Annotated in this window: 17 protein-coding genes; 7 read left to right on the forward strand and 10 right to left on the reverse strand. The window is 53.6% G+C overall.

Annotation, left to right across the window (positions count from 1 at the left end; genetic code table 11):
- The first annotated feature begins 505 nt into the window (after positions 1-505).
- Positions 506-1,564, forward strand: coding sequence for an ArsO family NAD(P)H-dependent flavin-containing monooxygenase (locus AC3IUF_RS15315; protein WP_489278463.1), 1,059 nt, complete (start codon positions 506-508; stop codon positions 1,562-1,564).
- A gap of 166 nt (positions 1,565-1,730) precedes the next feature.
- On the opposite strand, the gene AC3IUF_RS15320 is transcribed toward AC3IUF_RS15315, so the two are convergent.
- Positions 1,731-2,507 carry an SDR family NAD(P)-dependent oxidoreductase gene (locus tag AC3IUF_RS15320; protein ID WP_007913146.1) on the reverse strand — a complete coding sequence of 259 codons (777 nt, stop codon included), beginning with the start codon at positions 2,505-2,507 and terminating at the stop codon, positions 1,731-1,733.
- Positions 2,508-2,721: 214 nt separating this feature from the next.
- Positions 2,722-3,639, reverse strand: a complete 918-nt coding sequence (locus AC3IUF_RS15325; protein ID WP_463544089.1) for a LysR family transcriptional regulator — start codon at positions 3,637-3,639, stop codon at positions 2,722-2,724.
- Positions 3,640-3,877: 238 nt separating this feature from the next.
- Here AC3IUF_RS15325 and AC3IUF_RS15330 point away from each other — a divergent pair, with 238 nt between their 5' ends.
- From AC3IUF_RS15330 to AC3IUF_RS15345, 4 genes are all read left to right on the forward strand, one after another.
- Positions 3,878-4,717 carry a pirin family protein gene (locus AC3IUF_RS15330; RefSeq protein ID WP_123375233.1) on the forward strand — a complete coding sequence of 280 codons (840 nt, stop codon included), beginning with the start codon at positions 3,878-3,880 and terminating at the stop codon, positions 4,715-4,717.
- A 72-nt stretch (positions 4,718-4,789) separates the two neighbouring features.
- Complete coding sequence (locus AC3IUF_RS15335; protein WP_489278465.1) at positions 4,790-5,869, forward strand: alkene reductase; 1,080 nt, start codon at positions 4,790-4,792, stop codon at positions 5,867-5,869.
- A 244-nt stretch (positions 5,870-6,113) separates the two neighbouring features.
- The gene (locus AC3IUF_RS15340; protein WP_007913158.1) at positions 6,114-6,902 is read left to right on the forward strand and encodes an SDR family oxidoreductase; all 789 of its coding nucleotides are present in this window, start codon (positions 6,114-6,116) and stop codon (positions 6,900-6,902) included.
- 198 nt (positions 6,903-7,100) lie between these two features.
- A complete protein-coding gene (locus AC3IUF_RS15345) occupies positions 7,101-7,793 on the forward strand; it encodes a GntR family transcriptional regulator (protein ID WP_238539550.1) in 693 nt (230 codons plus the stop codon).
- A gap of 59 nt (positions 7,794-7,852) precedes the next feature.
- On the opposite strand, the gene AC3IUF_RS15350 is transcribed toward AC3IUF_RS15345, so the two are convergent.
- The 8 genes from AC3IUF_RS15350 to AC3IUF_RS15385 form a co-directional block, all read right to left on the reverse strand.
- Complete coding sequence (locus AC3IUF_RS15350) at positions 7,853-9,379, reverse strand: UxaA family hydrolase (RefSeq protein ID WP_090404149.1); 1,527 nt, start codon at positions 9,377-9,379, stop codon at positions 7,853-7,855.
- On the reverse strand, positions 9,376-10,746 hold the full coding sequence (locus tag AC3IUF_RS15355; RefSeq protein WP_007913163.1) for an MFS transporter: 1,371 nt from the start codon (positions 10,744-10,746) through the stop codon (positions 9,376-9,378). The genes AC3IUF_RS15350 and AC3IUF_RS15355 overlap by 4 nt, the downstream gene beginning before the upstream one ends.
- A gap of 113 nt (positions 10,747-10,859) precedes the next feature.
- Positions 10,860-11,786 carry a 3,5-dioxohexanoate:acetyl-CoA acetone transferase gene (gene kce / locus AC3IUF_RS15360; RefSeq protein WP_489278467.1) on the reverse strand — a complete coding sequence of 309 codons (927 nt, stop codon included), beginning with the start codon at positions 11,784-11,786 and terminating at the stop codon, positions 10,860-10,862.
- A 50-nt stretch (positions 11,787-11,836) separates the two neighbouring features.
- The gene (locus AC3IUF_RS15365) at positions 11,837-12,799 is read right to left on the reverse strand and encodes a 3-hydroxyacyl-CoA dehydrogenase (RefSeq protein WP_489278468.1); all 963 of its coding nucleotides are present in this window, start codon (positions 12,797-12,799) and stop codon (positions 11,837-11,839) included.
- A 321-nt stretch (positions 12,800-13,120) separates the two neighbouring features.
- Positions 13,121-14,341, reverse strand: a complete 1,221-nt coding sequence (locus AC3IUF_RS15370; protein WP_007913176.1) for an alpha/beta fold hydrolase — start codon at positions 14,339-14,341, stop codon at positions 13,121-13,123.
- A gap of 65 nt (positions 14,342-14,406) precedes the next feature.
- Positions 14,407-15,795, reverse strand: coding sequence for an MFS transporter (locus tag AC3IUF_RS15375; RefSeq protein ID WP_489278470.1), 1,389 nt, complete (start codon positions 15,793-15,795; stop codon positions 14,407-14,409).
- Positions 15,796-16,185: 390 nt separating this feature from the next.
- Positions 16,186-17,112: a LysR family transcriptional regulator gene (locus AC3IUF_RS15380; RefSeq protein WP_007913178.1), complete on the reverse strand. Its 927-nt coding sequence runs from the start codon at positions 17,110-17,112 to the stop codon at positions 16,186-16,188.
- A gap of 84 nt (positions 17,113-17,196) precedes the next feature.
- On the reverse strand, positions 17,197-17,733 hold the full coding sequence (locus tag AC3IUF_RS15385) for a 2,4'-dihydroxyacetophenone dioxygenase family protein (RefSeq protein WP_007913179.1): 537 nt from the start codon (positions 17,731-17,733) through the stop codon (positions 17,197-17,199).
- 352 nt (positions 17,734-18,085) lie between these two features.
- Here AC3IUF_RS15385 and AC3IUF_RS15390 point away from each other — a divergent pair, with 352 nt between their 5' ends.
- Together AC3IUF_RS15390 and AC3IUF_RS15395 are read left to right on the forward strand one after the other, a co-directional pair.
- Positions 18,086-19,090: an LLM class oxidoreductase gene (locus AC3IUF_RS15390; protein WP_123375239.1), complete on the forward strand. Its 1,005-nt coding sequence runs from the start codon at positions 18,086-18,088 to the stop codon at positions 19,088-19,090.
- Complete coding sequence (locus AC3IUF_RS15395) at positions 19,087-20,034, forward strand: nuclear transport factor 2 family protein (protein WP_007913181.1); 948 nt, start codon at positions 19,087-19,089, stop codon at positions 20,032-20,034. The genes AC3IUF_RS15390 and AC3IUF_RS15395 overlap by 4 nt, the downstream gene beginning before the upstream one ends.
- Positions 20,035-20,049 lie beyond the last annotated feature (15 nt).

Genomic DNA, 20,049 nt, shown 5'->3' on the forward strand with positions numbered 1-20,049 from the left:
GGGAGGTGCCATGAGCGACCAGCTCCGGGACAAACCACACCGCTGAATTCTGAGCCTGCCAAGTTCTGCCAGATTTTCAACCAGGTCCCAAAGCATGTTTTTTTGAACTAGCATCCATCAGCCTCTGGACTGGGACCGTGAGAGGTCGGGGCGGCGAGGCTAGGGGTGTCGAGGAAACTAGGTCAATGAACATCAATCGATGAACAGGTGCGTTAATTTCTAGAGCAGTTAGTCAGTAATTTCAGGCTCATGAGCTGCTTATGAACAAATGACATCGCCCACTTGTTAAATACTGTCAATTGACCCGTACAACGACAGTAAGTCCCGCTAAACCATGAACACCGAATCTCATCGCAGCGATCGTCTCGGCTGGCTGCGCGCCGCCGTTCTGGGAGTATCACTGTTCCGGGCTGTGGTTTAGAACGCCTCCGCTTGAGCAACATCAACAAACGTCCGCTTCAAATGGATTAACTTAACCTGAACCTCGCTGACCCAAGGATTCCTCATGCCTGCCGAAGTGGATGTCGCGATTATTGGCGGTGGCCAGTCCGCACTCGCCGTGGCTTACTTCCTGCGCCGTACCGGGCGTTCCTTTGTGATTATTGATGCCGAAGCAGCACCGGGTGGCGCGTGGCGACATGGCTGGGATTCCCTGCGACTGTTTTCACCGTCGACCTGGAGCTCCATCGCCGGTTGGATGATGCCTCCGGTCACTGACGGTTACCCCAGTCGCGACAACGTAGTCGATTACCTGCGTCAGTATGAGCAACGCTACCAATTTCCTGTCGAACGGCCCTACTGGGTCAACGCTATTGAACGTCGGGGCAATCACCTTAACGTAAAAGCCCAAGGTCGCAGTTGGCTGGCCCGCACCGTGGTCAGCGCGACCGGCACCTGGCGCCATCCTTACCTGCCGCATTACCCCGGCAGCGAAACCTTTACCGGCCAGCAATTGCATTCGGCCCACTACGTTAACGCCAAACCGTTTGCCGGAAAAAAAGTCCTGGTGGTAGGTGGTGGCAATTCCGGTGCACAGATCCTCGCTGAAGTCTCGCAAGTGGCCGATGCCACCTGGGTCACTCCGCAGCCGCCAGAGTTTCTTGCCGATGACGTTGATGGACGCGTGCTCTTCGAACGCGCCACCGAGCGCTGGAAAGCGCAGCTGGCCGGCATGGTCATTGAAAACCCGGTTGGCGGCCTGGGCGATATCGTGATGGTGCCGCCAGTTGTCGAGGCTCGGGAGCGCGGCGTGTTGCACGCGGTTCGGCCGTTCCTGCGCTTCACCGAGACCGGCGTGACTTGGGCTGATGGCTCACAAACGCCGGTCGACGCGGTGATCTGGTGCACCGGCTTCCGCCCTGCCCTCGGCTATCTGGAATCACTGGGCGTGTGCTCCGCCGACGGGCGCGTGGCCGTCAAAGGTACGCATTCGATTCAGGAACCGCGTTTGTGGCTGGTGGGTTATGGCGACTGGACTGGCGCCGCTTCCGCGACACTGATCGGCGTGACCCGAACGGCGCGCAGTACCGTGGAGGAAATTGAGCGTTTTTTGCTGGACCAGTGAGTCGGCGCACCGCAGCTAAGGCAACGCTGATTGACATCAATATCAACGTCCTTTAGCAGCACTTCTGTGCGGGAGACGCAAAATGAGCGTCGACGCACGACCTGATCAGGCGATATCCCTAAAATCCCTCAAGCTCGTTGAGATCCCTATCAGGAACTAAAAAGTCTTAATCAGCTTTGTTCTCAACCAGACAATTGCCTCCATCCACTACGAGCAGCTCACCGGTGATGTAACTCGCTTCGGGTGAAGCCAGGAATACAACGGCTGCAGCCACTTCGTCTGGTCGCCCCGCTCTCCCGAGAGGCGTAGAACGTGCGGCTTTGACTTCATCAGGCGTGCTCGACCCTGTAGCTATCCAACCAGGGGCAACTGAATTCACAGTGATACCTTGATGAGCAACCTCAAGAGCTAGACTCATGTTCATTCCTACCATTCCCGCCTTTGCAGCACTATAAGCAGCCTCCCCTGGATTACTGGCCCGTGTGCCGGTAGTTGAGCTGATGTTCACTATGCGGCCATAGCCTCTCGCTCGCATCCCAGGCAACACCCCTTGGGTTAACAGAAACGCAGTTGTCAGATTTCTAGCGATGGAAAGATTCCAGCTTTCGAGGCTCGTACTCGTGAATTCGGAGAACTGTTCTGGACTCCCTTGCATCGCCATACCGGCATTATTTACAAGAATATCGATGCGGCCCCAGACGGCCTCAGCCCAAGCGACGAATTCACTCACCTGAGTTTCCTGAGTCAAGTCGACCGATCGACCCACTGCTTCGAAGCCGGCGGCACGTAACTCCGCAACCCGCTCATTGATGCGTGCGCTGCTTGCCGTGACGATCAACTTGGCCCCTTGAGCCCCAAGACGATGGGCAATGGCCATACCGATTCCAAGCTCACTGCCCGCTCCACTCACAAGTGCCACTTGATCTGCCCAGGTTGAATTCATCATCGTTGCCTCTGTTGAAGGTTTGCGAAGCACACGAGGCTTGCGACTGCCGCGCGACGAAATGTTTATGCATCAAGGCATGATTCGGGCTTTGAAGGTAACCATTCGAACGGGGAATGAATCCTCAAACAACGAAGTGCCAGGCTCCCACTATAGCGCTACCCTCTTCTATTCCGAGCGCGACCGAATCGTCGATATTTCGACAATGCATGGATCAGGAAAGAGTCGTTGCAGGGAATTCTTGCCCCTCTAATTTCTCCATAACCAAGCCAATGAATGCAGATACAGCCAGCGGTAGGTGTCGCCGACTAGGGTAAAGCAGATGAAGGCCGTATCCGGTTCTGTGGTACTGCGGAAGTACAGACACAAGGCGCCCCGTCTGAAGATCAAACTTAGTCATAGCGGGCGGCAGCAAGGCAATTCCTAGCCCGGCCAACGTCGCCTTGCGCAAAGCCTGGGCGGTGTTGCCATTGAAACGGCTAGTGACCCGCACCTCTTCCGCCGTATCGTTTGGCCCATGAAGAACCCAAGTGGTGAAACCGCTAGGATGGCCAAAGCTCACACAGTCGTGTTTGACCAAATCTCCAAGCTTATTAGGTATGCCTCTTTTTTTAATGTAATCAGGGCTGGCTACCAGACCTTCGTTACCCGCTCCAAGAAGCTGGCGACCGACGTATCCTGAGTCCTGCAACGCCCCACCTCGAAACGCAATATCGATGCGATCAGCGATCAAATCGGCACGTGCATCGCTTAGCACAAAGTCGACGTGTACCCGCGGATGTGCCTCGAGAAAATCGGCCACCCACTCCATAGGAAAGAAGTCGAAAAAATCAGCCATTGCCGCAATGCGCACGGTGCCACTCGGCTCTTGGTTTCCGGTCATCAGCTGCTCACCAGCGTCAATCAGACCTTCCACTGCTCCACAGCAGCGCTCGTGAAAAGTCTCGCCGGACTGAGTGAGTGTGAGCTTTCGCGTGGAGCGCTGCAGCAGCCTCGTACCGAGTTGAGCCTCGAGCTGTTGAACCCGCCGGCTTAAGGTGTTTGAGGGCATTCCAAGCTGCCGTGCTGCCTCAGCGAAACTACCGCTGCGCACCACTTTTACAAACAATGCGACGTCATTCAGATCAATCATCTTTACTGCCATCCACTCCAAAAATGGATTAGTCCAATCCAATTATGCCATCTAATAAAGCAATCAGCGGACGCATATCCTTCTGTCATTGCTGCAGTTGACCTTCAGTTGCCGGAATCTCCTACGGGCTCACCGCCCAGACTTTCGGCATCACTGAGTTCATCCACATCCAGTCCAGGCAGCCGGAACTCCGCTCGACGACATCGTCTGTCGGCAATGGAGAACAAAGAGAAAACATATGACCACCACCGTAGTAGTTCGACCACGCGCCATTGTCCATCGTACTGAAGGAACCACACACGGCCCCATAACGAGGCTTATGAGTCCAGGTGATCTAGGCGAGATGTTGAAGCCGTTTATTTTCCTGGACATTTTCAGCCTGAACGCCAGTGGTGGTAAGTCGAGTTTCGGCATGCATCCGCACTCAGGAATCGCAACGGTTACCTTCATGACAAAAGGGGATGTTTCTTATGAGGACACCACAGGGGCGACCGGTTTACTGCTTGCCGGTGGTGTTGAGTGGATGCAGGCCGGCAATGGGGTGTGGCACGACGCTACGCTAGCCAGCAAGTCCGCAATCCAGGGATTCCAGCTTTGGGTGGCATTGCCACCATCTCTTGAAAACGCACCCGCGATGAGTGTCTACCTTGCGCCGTCGCAAGTTCCTCAAGTGGGCCCCGCGCGTTTGCTATTGGGACGTTACGGGGCAGCCCAAAGCCTGATTGAAGTGCCGAGTGAAATGAACTATCTCGCCGTGAGTTTAAAAGACGGTGAGCACTGGCATTACACCCCTCCATCCGGTCACAACATTGCTTGGCTCGCTGTGAGTTCTGGGAGTCTGGACGCAGGTGGGTTGATCAATGCAGGCGAATTAGCCGTGTTCGAAGAGTCAGAGCACCGCATCAACTTCATCGCGAAAGGCGATTGCTCTTTCGTGATGGGCTCGGCGGTAAAGCATCCGTACGACCTGGTAACGGGTCACTACTCGGTTCACACGAGCAAGGCAGCTCTGGCGCAGGGTGAAACGGAAATACAGAGGATTGGCACACGGCTGCGGCAACAAGGACGGCTCAACTAGCGCCGCTCAAGCCGGCGTGAAAATCATCTCGACGATAACTATCCAACACCCCAAATCATACTGAGGCACGTCATGACAGCGAGCAATCTCAACCTTCTTTTGTCCCCCGCTCAAATCGCCAACCTACCCTTGAAAAATCATATGGTGATGGCGCCTCTGACGCGAAGCCGGGCTGGCCAAGGCGATGTTCCAACTTCCACAGTAGTCGAGTATTACCGTCAACGTGCAAGCGCCGGCCTCATCATTACTGAGGGTTCCCAGGTCTCGGCTCAAGGCAAAGGCTACATGAGAACACCGGGCATCTTCACCAGCGAGCAAATCGCCGGCTGGAAACACGTGACCGACGCCGTGCATGCAGAGGGCGGACGGATATTTCTCCAGCTCTGGCACGTTGGGCGCCTGTCACACTCCCTAGTACAGCTCGATAATCAGCTGCCGGTAGCCCCCTCAGCGATCAAGGCTGATGGCGAGATCTACACGCCTGAAGGACTGAAGCCTTACGAGTCGCCACGGGCTCTGAGTCTGGATGAAATTCCTGGTGTGATTGCGGATTTTCGCCAAGGTGCTGAAAACGCGAAGCGTGCAGGTTTTGACGGTGTGGAAATACATGGCGCGAACGGCTACTTGATCGATCAGTTCCTGCGCGATGGCACCAACACCCGAACCGATTCATACGGCGGCTCTGCAGAAAATCGCGCTCGGTTTCTTAAGGAGGTTGTGGAGTCGGTCATCGAGGTATTCGGGGCTAGCGGCGTGGGTGTTCGCCTGTCGCCAATCTTTAATTACTTCTCCATGAGCGACAGCGATCCACGAGCGACATTCAACTATGCAGCGAAAATGCTCAGTCGCTACGGGCTAGCCTACATTCACGTAGTAGAAATCGGTGCGGGTGCATTCGACTTCAAAGAACTAAAGCGTCATTTCGCAGGCACCTACATTGCCAATGGCGGCTATGACGCGGAACGCGCAGAAACGTCGCTCAGAGAAGGAAATGCTGATCTGGTGTCCTTTGGCACAGCCTTTTTGGCCAACCCGGATCTGGTAGAGCGATTCGAACAGGGTGTCGCACTGAATGACGCTGACCCGACCACCTTCTATCAGGGTGAGGAGCGCGGTTACACGGATTACCCGACCATGGCCCAGATCCGATAATGATGAAGTGCTGCGGTAAGCGCAGTCGCCGCCGGCTGCCACTCGCAGATTAATCGGGCCGTAGGTAGCAATGCTGAGCCGGAGTAGGAGTCTGCACCCTCTCCGGTAATCACCTGCAAATCTGCGGCAAACCTGTCTTGACAAACAAACTGTGATCACATATCACTGAATGAGGTTTTCTTGTCTACGCACGCCGTAGCCACGAAAGAACTCATGAACAAAAACAAGGCAGGACGCATTAGCTATGAACGTGATGAAGCGGCTGACACCCTATACCGGATTGAGAGTTTTGATTTCCGGTGGGGCAGCAGGCATTGGCGAATCGATCGCGGCTGCATATCTCGAAATTGGGGCAAGAGTCCATGTATGCGATGTAAGTGAGCAGGCGATCGCACAATTTCGTGAGCGCTATCCAGAGGCTTTGGCCACATTGGCTGACGTCTCCGACTCTGCTCAAATTAAGCGAGTCTTCGAGATACAACAGGAGTGGGTGGATGGGCTCGATGTACTGATCAACAATGCAGGCATCGCAGGGCCAACGGGCGGAATCGACAAGATTACCGATGCCGAATGGGGCCAGACTGTAGAAATCAACCTTAATGCGCAGTATCGCTTCGCTCATCATGCTGTCCCCCTCCTGACGAAGTCAGAACACGCACACATCATTCATATTTCATCGGTCGCGGGGCGCTTAGGCTATGCCTGGCGGACGCCATACGCCGCGACCAAGTGGGCCATCGTTGGTCTTATGAAGTCATTGGCAGCCGAGTTGGGCGAAAAAGACATTCGAGTCAACGCACTGCTGCCAGGCATCGTCGAGGGCCCGCGCCAGGATCGCGTCATCAGTGATCGCGCCAAACAGTTAGGCATTTCAGAGCCGGAGATGCGCCAACAAACATTGAAGAAAATATCATTGCGCCGGATGACTCCACCCGAAGACGTGGCAGCAATGGCCTTATTTCTATGCTCTCCTGCTGCTAACAATGTGACAGGACAAGCAATCAGCATCGACGGCAATGTCGAGTATCTTTGATTAGTCAGACCTACACGTCTCGCCACCGACCTTGGTAGCGAGACGCTTGTTATGCCTGTGCTAGAGAACTCGTTTCTCCCCAATTCCGTCACTTTTGATACCGGCACATCCGTGATTACAGATGTCTCATTTTGCTATGCCGCCTGATCGAACCTGCCTATAATTCTCGCCATGAACCTATCCACACTCGTAACGCCCATGATCCGCCAGACTCTCAGTGCGGACGTTTATGCCCAGCTGCGTGATCTGCTGATAAGCGGACGCGTTATGCCTGGGGAAAAGCTCTCGCTCAGGTCTATAGCGGACGCTCTAGGTGTTAGCGTCATGCCAGTGCGAGAAGCGGTTCACAGGTTGGTCGCTGAGCAAGCGCTGGAGATGGCGGCAAATCGATATATTCGTGTTCCTGTGCTGACGGTCAGCCAGTTCCGGGAAATCACCAGTATCCGGTTGAATCTTGAGGGGCAAGCTGCGGCTCGTGCTGCGGAGCTTGTTGATTCGCAGGCGCTGGCTGAGATTGAAAAGATACACGAGGCATTTTGCGCAGAGTTTGCAAAAGGCGCTCCCGATGAGTCACGGCTGATTACGCTGAACAAAGAATTGCATTTTGCAATTTATAATCAAGCGGACATGCCCATCCTGCTCCAGATAGTTGAGTCCCTGTGGCTGAGAATAGGGCCTATCATCAACTATGATCTACGATCTGGCACTGAGCGTGTGGTTCAGCGAGTGCAAGCCAGTCATCACGCAGCGATGGTTGATGCTTTAAAGAAGGGTGACTCCGTTGCAGCATGTGAAGCACTGCAAGATGACATCAAAAGTGCTGCCGAGTTTATCGTGAATACAGGGGCGCTGATCGTTGCCGATGCGCACAAGCCTGTCGACGCTGATTAATTCCACCAACATGTTTTAAAAAGAGGCGCCTGGTATCAGGGCGCCTCTTTTTTTGCTTGTTACATTTGAGCGCCGATCATCCAAGGCACTGTTTCTTCATTGCCGACGCCTAATGCCTCGCTTTTAGATTTTTCTCCCGAAGCCACTCGTATGAGCATGTCGAAAATCTCTTTACCCTTCGATTCAAGGGTGGCATCGCCATCCATGACATCCCCGCAGTTGATGTCCATATCATCCTTCATGCGAGTGTACATTTTGGTATTCGTCGCAAGCTTGATCGAAGGAGCAGGTTTAGCGCCAAAGCACGAGCCGCGTCCGGTGGTGAACGCAACGAGGTTTGCGCCGCTGGCGATTTGGCCAGTGGCTCCCATCGGGTCGTAGCCAGGCGCATCCATGAACACCAAGCCTCGGACTGTAATGGGCTCGGCGTAACGATAAACGCCCATGAGTGCTGAGGAGCCACTTTTGGCAACTGCGCCTAGAGACTTTTCGAGAATGGTCGTCAGGCCGCCGGCCTTGTTACCAGGCGTGGGGTTGTTATCAATACTGCCTTTTTCGCGGTCTGCGTAGCTTTCCCACCATTTGATAAGGTCGACGATACCCTGGCCGACTTCACGGGTTGCAGCGCGACGAGTCAGCAGGTGTTCAGCGCCGTAGATCTCCGGCGTTTCGCTAAGGATGGCAGTTCCACCTTGCGCTACGAGCATATCGACAGCCACACCGAGGGCGGGGTTGGCCGTGATGCCCGAGTATCCGTCTGAACCGCCGCACTGGAGCGCCACGGTCAGGTGCCGCGCCGAGACCGGCTCGCGTCGGCACTCGTTGGCAACCGGCAGCATCGATTCCACGGCGGCAATGGCGGCATCCGCTGCGTTGCGGGTTCCGCCAACGTCTTGGATGACCACGGGAGCGATAAGCTTGCCGGTCTCGATGCCCTGGGCCATGAACAGAGCGCCCATCTGATTGGCTTCACAGCCAAGCCCGATGACCACCACGCCAGCGAAGTTGGCGTGCTTGATGAAACCGCCTAGCGTGCGCCGCAGTTGGTTCACCCCCTCGCCATTGTGCTCTATGCAGCAACCGAAGCTGTGGGTGATCGGCACCACACCGTCCACGTTTGGGTAAGCATCCAGCACACCGTTTCGCGAGAAGTGTTCAACCACCATTTTGGTAACAGTGGAGGAGCAGTTCACAGTGCTCACTACACCAATGTAGTTTCGAGTTGCTACTCGCCCGTCAGCGCGGACGAAACCTTGGAATGTCACAGGAGAGGCTGCAGGCGACGCGACTTTGGCATCCTCGCCGAACGCGTAGTCTCGCTCGAACGTCGCCATCTCCAGATTGTGCGTATGCACGTAATCGCCTGGCTCAATGGGTTTAGTAGCAAAGCCAATAATCTGGCCATAACGCAGAACAGGATCACCTGGGTTTACGTGTGCAAGGGCAATCTTGTGCGCTGCGGGCACATCGGCGAGCACCACGATATTACCGAACTCCGTAACCACGGTTCCTTGAGGTATCGAAGCGCGTGCGATTGCAACATTGTCGTCGGGATGTAGTTTAAGTGCCAGGGATGTACTCTTCATTTTGTCCTCGCATTATCAGTAATACACGGCGCAGCCTGGGGCAATACAATGTTGTCCCGCGTTTTTGTAGTAATCATTTCTTGTGCCTGACGTAGTTTCAAACTCAGGAATGCCGCGAGCGTTAAAAGAGCCGCTACAATAATGAGTCCATTCTTTGTGCTCCCGGTAGTTTGCTCAACGAAGCCCAGAAGTGAAGGGCCGAAGAAACCACCAGTAATACCAAAGGTATTCACTAACGCCAGACCCGCCGCCATACCCGCTCCCGCCAGTCTTGAACTGGCAAAGAGGAATATCACAGGCTGAACAACGAAAAACATCGATGCCGTAAGAGTGAATCCTATTAGAGCTATCAGTGGAGTGGTATAGGCCGCAAGAGTCAATCCAGCCGACATCAGGAGCAGTCCACCGAACATTATTTTGCGTGAGATTTTCGGAGTAGTTGCATACTTTGGAAGAAGCGCTGCGCCGAGTGCCGCTGCTATCCATGGGATTGAGTTTAACAATCCTATTTGTAACGATGACAAGCCTCCATACGTGCCAATGATGCCCGGCAAGAAGAAAATTACCGAATACACACTAACTTGGTGGAGGAAATACACCGTGATCGCAAGCCAAATTTGAGGGATCTTAAGGACGCCCTTAAAAGAATGACCTACATTGCCGGAGGCGATTTCTTCATCATGTTCTTTCTTCAGAACTTGTTCTACTTCAGTGACTTGTTCCTTTGATAGCCAACTTGCCGTAGATGGGCCGTCCGGAAGCTTTCGCCAAATCACTACGGAGAATAGAACAGCTGGAATTCCCTCCAAGAAGAACAGCCACTGCCAGCCTTGCCAACCCCAGATTCCATCCATCTCTAACAGCAGCCCGCCAACCGGCCCGCTGATGATATTCGCGAGACAGACCCCGATTAGAAAATAGCCACTGGCTCGTGCCCTTTGCTCACGACCAAACCAATAGGTTAAATAGAGCATTACACCTGGGAACAATCCGGCTTCAGCTGCGCCCAGTAGCGCGCGGGCAATGTAAAACGTAGTCTCATCGGTAATGAAGGCCATACCGGCAGATAACAGTCCCCAAGTGATCATGATCCTGGTGATCCAGAGTCGGGCCCCTACCCGGTGCATGATCAGGTTACTGGGTACCTCCATGAGTGCATAGGTAAGGAAGAAGAGCCCTGCCCCAAAACCGTAAGCGGCAGCGGAAATACCCAAGTCTACTGCCATGTGTGTTTTGGCAAGTGAAATGTTAGTTCTGTCTAGAAAACTTATAACGTAAGCAAAGATTAACATCGGCATTAGTTTGCGAAACATTAAAGCGTTCAGCGACTTTCCCTTTTGTATTTTTGTATGGGTCGTAGCTAACATGGTTCATTTTCTCCTCATGAGGATAAGTTGCTAAGGCGCGGGTGTTGTGCCGCGACCTTTAATTATCAAAATATCCTCTAGATAGACTTTATGGGGGGGGTGAGTGCCCGCGCTTAGAAATTGACGTTATCGCCACCTTTGAGCTTCAGGATTTCCCTCGCGTCAGCAGGTGTCGCCACTTCAAGTGAAAGCCCTTCGAGAATTTTGCGCATACGCGAGACTTGGTCTGCGTTGCTTTTTGCCAATTGGCCCGGCCCGTCCCAAAGCGAGTCTTCAAGACCCACACGCACGTGTCCTCCAAGCGTGGCTGATTGAGCACCAATGCTCATCTGCTGCTTTCCTGCTGGAAGAACCGACCACTGATAGTCATCACCGAAGAGACGATCAGCTGTGCGACGCATATGCAGGACATCCTCCGGGTGACCGCCGATACCGCCCAAAATGCCGAAAACCGATTGGATCAAAAATGGAGGTTTGATGAGGCCGCGATCAATGAAATGTGCAGCGGTGTAGAGATGCCCAATGTCATAGCATTCGATTTCAAAACGGGTACCGTTCTCACTGCATGACTCGAGGATGTGGGCTATGTCGGTAAATGTATTTTTGAAAATGCGGTCATGGCTGCCGGCGAGATAGGGTTCCTCCCAAGCGTGTTTGAACTCCTTGAAACGATTGAGCATTGGGTATAGACCCATGTTCATCGTCCCCATGTTCAGTGAGGCCACTTCCGGTTTGAACTGATGAGCTGGGCGAAGTCGATCTTCAAGCGACATTGTCGGTGCGCCACCTGTAGTCAGGTTGATCACCACATCGCTAGCTTCTTTGATAGCCGGCAGAAACTGCTTAAACAGTTCCGGATCCTGAGAGGGGCTGCCATCAATTGGATTACGAGCATGTAGGTGAACAATTGAGGCGCCAGCCTCAGCGGCACCAATCGCCGCTTCGGCAATTTGACTTGGTGTTACCGGCAGATATCGAGACATGGAAGGTGTATGAATTGCGCCGGTGACCGCGCAAGTGATGATGACTTTACGAGCCATGGTGATCTCCTGGTTACTTTTATTTTGGTGTTCAGGATGAATTGATTCCGTCAGGAATTTGGTGCTTGACGCTTGTGTGCAGCGAGAGCCATAAGGCGGCGGTCACGCCAAGCGGATCGCAATGCAATGCCTTCAAGTTCAAGTTTTTGGCGGCGCTCGTCATGTACTCGGGCGACTGCTGATTCCGACCAGTCAAAAGCATTTTCGGAATTGATCGTTTCGCGATTTTGCTGACCGTAGCGTTTGGCATAGTCAGATACGCCGGCAGGGGCGTTGAGATCGATGGTTTCGAAGGGGCCCATAAACGACCAGCGGAGGGCGAGTCCATCTTTGAGCACCCGATCAATATCCTCCGAGCTGGCAAAGCCTTCCTCATGCAATTTGAAGCATTCGTTGAGGACTGCGGCTTGGACTCGGTTCAACAAGAAGCCGTGGATCTCTCGGGATAGAACGACAGGGCTCTGCCCTGCTGCGGTGTAGATCTCATGCGCTCGAATCATCACTTCAGATTCTGTCCACGGCGCAGGGCATAACTCCACAAGAGGAACTAAGTAAGGCGGGTTGGTAGGGTGTGCAACTACGCAGCGCCCCCGACCTGGTAGATCTTTAGTGAACACGGAGGCCGGTAACCATGAAGTTGAACTGGCAAGAATCGCATCCTTGGGCGCCAACACATCCATTCGACTGAAAATGTCGATTTTCGCCTCCACCGTTTCCCGAACGTTTTCCTGTACGAGCACCGCATCACGTAGCGCATCAGCCAAATCGGGAACACACGTAATACGTGCAAGTACGGTGAGGGGGGCGTCATTAAGAAGATCGAATTCTGCGAGCTCATTAAGCCTCGCTTCGATGTAGGCATGGCTGTTCTGCATTGTCTGCAGATCCATGTCGTGTAGGCGCACCGGATGTCCCGCTCGAGCAAAAACAATCGCCCAAGCTCTCCCGATCAGGCCCGCGCCAACGATTGCAATGGGGCCACGCTCGGTCGCAGATGGAGTTGTACTTCGCATGATGTTCTCCAAATTTTGTATTTATGTTTAGGAGTAATCGTTTGAGCGATTGGTGAACAATGCTGACGCTCAGATGTTCGCTCTGAGACAGATGCTATCCACTGTGATCACAGATCACAAGAAAATAATTCTGATTGTCTGACGATCGGCTATGGAAGGGATTCGAGGGTCGAGATAGCTCCCGCAACGGCCAGAGCCTCAGTGGGTCGGCGCGCTTTGGGTTTTTGTGCGGGAATAGAAAAGGTTTTTTTGGGATTGAACCTTCTCGTTCAATAAACGCAGAAAAGCCCGCCTGACGAGCGGGCTCCTCAATCAGATCTTTCAGCCTGCGTGGCCGTGACCCGCTTCACGAAGGAAAGCGCGTACCGTGTCACAGAACTCCAATGGGTTCTCAGTCATTGGATAGTGGCCAGTACCTGCGAGCACGGCGATCTTACTACCGGGAATGCGAGATGCGGTCTCCTCAACCTTCTCTTGGTACACCAACCAATCCGCGTCACCGCGCAGAAGTAAAACAGGCGCTTTGATCTTTCCAACTTGTTGCCGCTGATCAAAGTTCGCATAGCCTGTGAGGTCACCTTTCATCACCTGCGGCGTGGTGCGCGAGATCTGCCACACCACCTCCCTCGCACGATCTGGTGGAGTGCGATTGCCCGTCATCGAACGAGACCAGGCACCGATAATCTCTGGCCCATTCATGAGCAACATATCGAGGAAGAACTCGGAAACCGTCGGGGTAAAATCTGCCCCTTCAGCTGAAATGATCGCGCTGTACGCATCGGGCCGACGTGCCCCCAATTCCAACACCAGATTGCCACCCATCGAGCATCCCATGATGGCGGGTTTCTCAAGTCCCAAAGCCTCCATAAGGTGCTCATTGAACTCCGCATGGCGAGTGAGGCTGTGGAATGGGCCTGATTCGGGTAGCTCTGATTTGCTGTGCCCGGGGGCGTCAATTGCAATGACGCGGAACTCATCTGAGAGGCCGTCCAGTACGTGCCTGTACATCAGAGAATCTTGTGATGCTGCGTGGAAGCAAACGAGTGGACGCCCCTCCCCTGATTCTTCGTAATAAACGCGAATTCCATCAACGGTAATGTACCGTCCTACCGTCTCTTTCCCCGACGGCTTAGGCCCGGGAGAGTACGAGACTGGTGGGTTATTATTAGCTTTCCCTACACGCTTCATTGCGTCGAACGCGCGGGCCATCACATCTACGTACTGCCATGCAGCAACCACGTTGCCCTCAAGCTCAAGTTTTCCCAATCCAGGGGACAACGCTTCAAACCAATCGATCTTTCCGTCAAGAACGCGCTGCCACTCATCATCAGCACCAGACACGATGATGTCAGCGCCCAACGGGCTTCCTTCCGGGTAAACCGCAACGACTTTACCGGCGAGAACCGCAAGCGTTGAAAAACCTGTGCTGTGCTTGAATTGAATGCGCCCATCAAAATAGCGAGCAGCGGCAGTCCAGTCAGCATCACCGTTTAACTCGTCGGCGAGTTGGCTCAACCATTTGGCATCATTAATAAGGGTCATGACTTTCTCCTAGCTTTAGCTATCCCCAAGGGGATTTTCTTGTAAGTGCAGGTGCGATCGGTTCGTTACAAACCCATGTTGCAAGAGGACTTCGATACCAGCGCCTTGTCGTACTTCAGGAACCAACCGGTAGTTTCTCGGGTGAAGAAAATGGTGATGATGGCCGCCAGTACCATGAGACCGGAGATAAAGTAGAGAGCGTAGTTGTAGCCCGCAGCCTGCTCAAAGCCACCACCTGCGCCGATGAACATCCCGATCACGAATGGCCCAAAGCCACCGGCGTAAATACCGACGTTGACGATTGAGCCCGCCAGGCCAGTCGTGCCTTGCTTCGCAGAGTCAAACGCAATGGCATACAGCAACGTGTAGGGCGCGTTCATCGCGAACCCAGCAAACAACTGAATCGCGATAAGCCAAGTCAGGCTGACGGATGAGTATTTGAAGAGGTACATGCCCACCGCAAGCCACGCGAAAACAAGCACTAGGCAAAGTTTTCGGCCTGCACGGTCTGAAATCCATCCCCAAACGATCTGGCCGATACCACCGGTGATCGTGAAGAGCACCGAGTAAGCAGTTGCCTCTGCGAAGTTGTAATGGGCAACAAAGGCCAGGTACTGAGGTAGCCAGAAGCTGATGCCGAAGTAGCCAACGATTGCAAACATCGAGATTAGAGCGATAGCGGAGATGTTCGGATTTTTCATTGCCGACTTGAACGCGCCTTTGGGCACCTCCACCACACCTTGTACCGCTTCCATTGATGGAGGGGTCTCACCCACGGCTTGAGCGTGTTCAACAAAGGACTCGTAACGCTTCTTCGTACTGAACCACCAGTAGACCGAAAAGATGATGATCATCGGTACAGGGAACAGCAGGAATGCCAAGCGCCAATTTTCCGGGCCGTAAGCGTGGAGTAGAGCACTGATCGCCAAGCCACCGATCAATGTGCCCCAAGGGTATCCGGTGTGATGAAGTCCTAGGGCGAAACCACGGCGCTCCTTCGACCACCACTCAGACAAGGAAGTGACTTCGATGGCTTCGCCAGCACCGCCAAATGCGTGAGACATCACTTGCAGCGCGACAAGCACTCCAAGCGAGCCAGTCAAGAAATTGAGGCCGGTCAGAAAGGTGAATAGCGTGTAAGCAATCACGATTGGCAGATGGCGGTATTTACGCATCCATCCCTGACCGCCTTTATCAGCCCAAATCATGCAAGGCACGGCTATCAAAGATGTAGCGATCGTGATGAACGCGGCAAGCAGTCCAGTCAGCTCAGCGCTTGTCTTGAACTCGCTGGTGATGGAGGGCAATACCATAAAGAACATCTGGCGGGAGTTGGCATCCATGGCATACACGAGCCACAAAAGAGCCATCGCGCCCCACGAGGCTGCACCTGCTCCTTTTGGCACACGATTGACCGCAGGTAATGCTTCGATTTTGTCTTGAGCAAATCCCATGGGGATATCTCCGGGTATTTATTTTTATTCTCCGGCTGAGGATCGGTGGTTTGCACACATACGCCTCAACATCCGAGATGATCCAGCACTTGTCGTACTGTTCACCATGGACAGAGGTTATGGCTCAATTTCAGGGCTGAATATAGCTGGCAAAGCACACCTGCTGTGACCGCCAGGAACAGGTCAGTGGCACAAAATGAGAGAGGCGCCAGCGAAGCATTTGGCTAAGTAATTACTGGGAAATAGGTCTCAATTTTTGGGGAGCTCTGCTGGGCACAGAGCAGGAGGTAAAATTACAGAGAGGTGGAGTATTGGCTCTCTTGTGCATGAGCCAAAGTTGCACGCTTGCGCGGAGGGAAAGTGAAAGTAAGCGCGGGGCCGTAGTGGCTATCAAGTCGCTTCGGGTAGTCCTCTCACGACCTTCCATGGATGTGCTATCCATTTTTTTTGGAAAAACTCGATGAAAACTCGGATGCGGGGACTTAGATGTTTTCTATCCGAGTAGAGCAGGTAAATAGGCTCTAAGATCTCCGCTTTGTACTCGTCAAGCAGGAGCACCAGCGATCCGTCCTGAATGTCTTTTCCAATGTGGAAATCCGCAAGACGGACTATACCCGCACCTGATTTGGCCATATCTCTCAGCAGCTCACCCTGGGTAAAGGATCCTCGAGGCTTCACAGGGGTCGTCACACCTAGGCCATCTTGGATAAAGGCCCATTTGTTCCAAGGGCTGGCAAAACTGAAGTTAAAGCATCGATGATTCATCAGGTCTTGTGGCTGCTGCGGTGTTCCATACTTTTCCAGGTAGTCAGGTGAAGCACACAGCAACCATTCACATTCGCCTATCTTCTTTGCGATTCTGGAAGAGCTCGGAAGAATCCCGCTGTGGATGGCTATGTCCAATCCCTGCTCGAACTGGTCAACGAACTGAGCGCCTAACTGAATCTCGACATCAAGACCGGGATAAGTGTCGAGGAATTCCGGCAACCAAGGCACGATCTGCTGCTTCGCAAAAGAGGTCATCGTGTGGATGCGAAGCGTGCCACTGACCCTTGAAGGAAGCCCTTCTGCCAGAGAGTCAGCTTCACTCATCGCCTCAACCACAGCTTTCGCACTGCGCAAATAAGCAGCTCCCTCCTCCGTCAGAGTGAGGACTCGGGACCCCCTCTGGAACAGTCGAACTCGAAGCCGATCCTCTAGCCGCGCTATCAATTTACTGATGGCCGACGGAGTCATCTCATGCGCCCTGGCGGCAGCAGAAAAACTTCCGCACTCTGTTGACCAGATGAAGGCTAGCATTTGGGAGTATTGATCCATTTCGGTACGCTCCTTACGCGACTGAATCTACCTGTTTATCTACACAAAAAAACGCGCCGTAGCGCGTTCTTTTTTGAACCAGAATCAGCGAATGAACTGCTCGATATAATCGTCCGGCAAGCCCAAATTTTTGTAATGGCTGCGGGCAGCTTCCAGCTTGGTGAAAACGTCTTCATAGCCAACCGCGACACCCTGTGGGTCGACGTAAGTGTAGCCACCCTGAACGTGGAACCAAGTAATCATTTCTTCGACATCTTCAGGGACGAACAGAGTGTGAGTCTCCCCTGGCGGCTCGAATGCAAAGGAGCCTTCATCAGCAACCCAATCGTGTTCGAGGTAGTACCAACGCCCCTTCAACACGATCGCATGTACTGCACCTGAGTGGCGGTGACGAGACAAAACCCCGCTCTGCCGCACTCGGAGCAAGTTGATGTAGTACCCACCGCTAACGCTCAGCAGCAGTGGTTTGAAAGATACTGACTTGGTGACAGGCACCCAGAGATTATCGTCTTCGAGCCAAGTGGTCATAACGCCTGGATGCACCATGTCTGGAGACATGAAGGGCACCTGCGGCAAAGCATAAGGAATGGCAAGTTCATCAGGTTTAACGGGCGTATTCATTATAATTTCTCTCAACGTGTGACTGGCGAGCGAGCCAGGATTTCAATCGCTGAGTGAGAGTAGGTGATGCTCTCGCACAGGAGAATACTCAGAAATTCACACCATCTGTGACCACTCGTCACAGCGCGTAAGACTCATCCCGTTGAAGGCCGCGACTCATCTAAGACGCCTACTGCGGACGAGTTCAAGCGATTGACCCAGCAGATTTTTCATTGTGTGGATAGCGGCCACCAGTGGATCGCGCCCCATCAGAGGGGACACATTTTCCCCAATACCTTCACTACCATGCAGACCTGTTCATCTGAAAGCCGCTTACACAGTAGTAATCGGCTTGAAATAATGAGGTTTAGCAATGACTTCTCTCAGCCCTTCCCTTGAGCTCAGTCCCGAACTTGCAGCTCACCCGGCCTATTCGCGAGTGTTCCAGCCCGAAGGCCTCACCTTCGGATACATCATGCCCTTGGAGGGCTATCCGAATTCACCGTTTCCCACGCTGCAGGATCATCAACGCCTTGCTCGCATCGCGGACGAGGCTGGATTCGCAAGTCTGTGGATGAGAGATGTGCCCTTCTATGACCCGAGCTTTGGTGATACTGGTCAAATGATCGACCCGTTTGTATATCTGGGATATCTGGCTGCTGTTACCAAAAACATTGCCTTGGGCACAACGGGCATCGTTCTTCCGTTACGTGAACCACTGATCGTCGCTAAGCAGTCCGTTTCGGTCGACCAGCTAACCGGCGGTCGTTTCTTGCTAGGGCTATCCAGCGGAGATCGCCCGATTGAATATCCAGCATTCGGGATTGATTTCGAAGCGAGAGAAGAACGATACCGGGAAGGCTTCGAGCTGATTAAGACAGTCACTGAAACCAGCTTCCCAAGCGTCTCAACCAAACTTTTCGGCCAGCTGGAAGGCTTGCTAGACATGGTACCCAAGCCCGTGGGCCCTCGACTCCCCATGATTGTCGTGGGCCGGGCCCGTCAGACGCTTGAGTGGATAGCCAATAATGCCGATGCCTGGATTTGGCATCTGAGCGACTTCAATCGTTTGCCCGGCCTCATCCGCGAGTTCCGTTCTGCCAGCCAGACCGGCAATGTAAAACCATACGGCTACGCGACGTTTTTCGATCTGGCGAAGGATCCGAGCACACCGCTGGAACGCGGCTACAACGGAATAAGGATCGGGCGTAATGCTCTCGTGGAGCTCTGGAAACGGCAACAGGATGAAGGTGTTTCACACGTCGCACTGAATATCAAACCTCTGCAGCGACCAGCCGCTGATGTCCTGGAGGAGATGGCTGAGTATGTCCTGCCACACTTCCCCATAGGCCAACCTGCCTCGCAGGTGACCCAGTGACCGGCTCAAATGATCGCACCGAAATTAAGGGCGTTATAGCCACCTTTCTGGAAGCCTGGGAGAGCGGTAATTGGGAATCTGCTGGGGACATGTTCACTGACAATTGCCAGTTGGTGACAAGCCACATGTCCGCTCATGAGGGTGGACGCAAGATCGTCAGAGCTTTCCAGCAAGACCGTGCCAAGGCTGATGGCTTTTCAGTGAAGGCAACCAATCACTATGTGGGTGGTGGAGAAACCGACGCCAATTTCAGTTTCTACGCCTATGGCCATATCAGCAAAGCCACAAAGTCGGCCACGCTCGGATTTGGTATGACTGTCACAGGCTCTCTGAAAAAGACAGCAGGCACTTGGCGCCTCGACAGCGTGCTGATTGCCTTGAATTGGGTAACCGGGGACTACTCGCTTGCCACTCACTGGCAGCTTCCACCAGGTGACGATGGATGGAGGATTGGCGATCCAGCCCCCACCATCGTTAGCGAGCTGAATTCGCCATGGCTTGCTTTCCCAAGCTCAACGCCTTCGGTACCCAGCGAGGAGTGTATTGCTGAAACCTACGCTCGTTACTCATGGGCGCTGGATCAGGCTGACATGCAGCTACTTGCCCATTGCTTTGCCAACGACGCCGCTGGTGATTTCCAACCGATGGGCCTTATTGAAGGGCGCCACGCGATCATCGGCTCCTTCAAAGAGTTTCGCAGGCCCTGGCCGTGGATGCAGCATTTCGCGGACGTGCTGGAGATCAAGGCCGACGAGGAAAAGGGTGTAGCGGAAATGATTGTCGGCAGAGTCATTCCTGGAAACTCACACACGCAAGATGGCACGCCTCTCTATGGCGCGCATTACCGAATGCGGCTTCGTCGCAAGCATGAGGGCTTCTGGCAACTGACCTGGAGCGAGTACCGCCCAGGCTGGTTCAATGCCAATGAAGCACCAAGAGTTTAGTGCCTTTCTGGAAAC

Source organism: Pseudomonas sp. KH_040 (assembly GCF_057839305.1).

Coding starts and splice junctions, on each gene's coding strand:
- AC3IUF_RS15390 (WP_123375239.1), top strand. CDS start 18,086: ATGACTTCTCTCAGCCCTTCCCTTGAGCTCAGTCCCGAACTTGCAGCT.
- AC3IUF_RS15325 (WP_463544089.1), bottom strand. CDS start 3,639: ATGATTGATCTGAATGACGTCGCATTGTTTGTAAAAGTGGTGCGCAGC.
- AC3IUF_RS15335 (WP_489278465.1), top strand. CDS start 4,790: ATGACAGCGAGCAATCTCAACCTTCTTTTGTCCCCCGCTCAAATCGCC.
- AC3IUF_RS15355 (WP_007913163.1), bottom strand. CDS start 10,746: ATGTTAGCTACGACCCATACAAAAATACAAAAGGGAAAGTCGCTGAAC.
- AC3IUF_RS15365 (WP_489278468.1), bottom strand. CDS start 12,799: ATGCGAAGTACAACTCCATCTGCGACCGAGCGTGGCCCCATTGCAATC.
- AC3IUF_RS15380 (WP_007913178.1), bottom strand. CDS start 17,112: ATGGATCAATACTCCCAAATGCTAGCCTTCATCTGGTCAACAGAGTGC.
- AC3IUF_RS15350 (WP_090404149.1), bottom strand. CDS start 9,379: ATGAAGAGTACATCCCTGGCACTTAAACTACATCCCGACGACAATGTT.
- AC3IUF_RS15320 (WP_007913146.1), bottom strand. CDS start 2,507: ATGAATTCAACCTGGGCAGATCAAGTGGCACTTGTGAGTGGAGCGGGC.
- kce (WP_489278467.1), bottom strand. CDS start 11,786: ATGGCTCGTAAAGTCATCATCACTTGCGCGGTCACCGGCGCAATTCAT.
- AC3IUF_RS15340 (WP_007913158.1), top strand. CDS start 6,114: ATGAACGTGATGAAGCGGCTGACACCCTATACCGGATTGAGAGTTTTG.
- AC3IUF_RS15330 (WP_123375233.1), top strand. CDS start 3,878: ATGACCACCACCGTAGTAGTTCGACCACGCGCCATTGTCCATCGTACT.
- AC3IUF_RS15315 (WP_489278463.1), top strand. CDS start 506: ATGCCTGCCGAAGTGGATGTCGCGATTATTGGCGGTGGCCAGTCCGCA.
- AC3IUF_RS15385 (WP_007913179.1), bottom strand. CDS start 17,733: ATGAATACGCCCGTTAAACCTGATGAACTTGCCATTCCTTATGCTTTG.
- AC3IUF_RS15345 (WP_238539550.1), top strand. CDS start 7,101: ATGATCCGCCAGACTCTCAGTGCGGACGTTTATGCCCAGCTGCGTGAT.
- AC3IUF_RS15370 (WP_007913176.1), bottom strand. CDS start 14,341: ATGACCCTTATTAATGATGCCAAATGGTTGAGCCAACTCGCCGACGAG.
- AC3IUF_RS15375 (WP_489278470.1), bottom strand. CDS start 15,795: ATGGGATTTGCTCAAGACAAAATCGAAGCATTACCTGCGGTCAATCGT.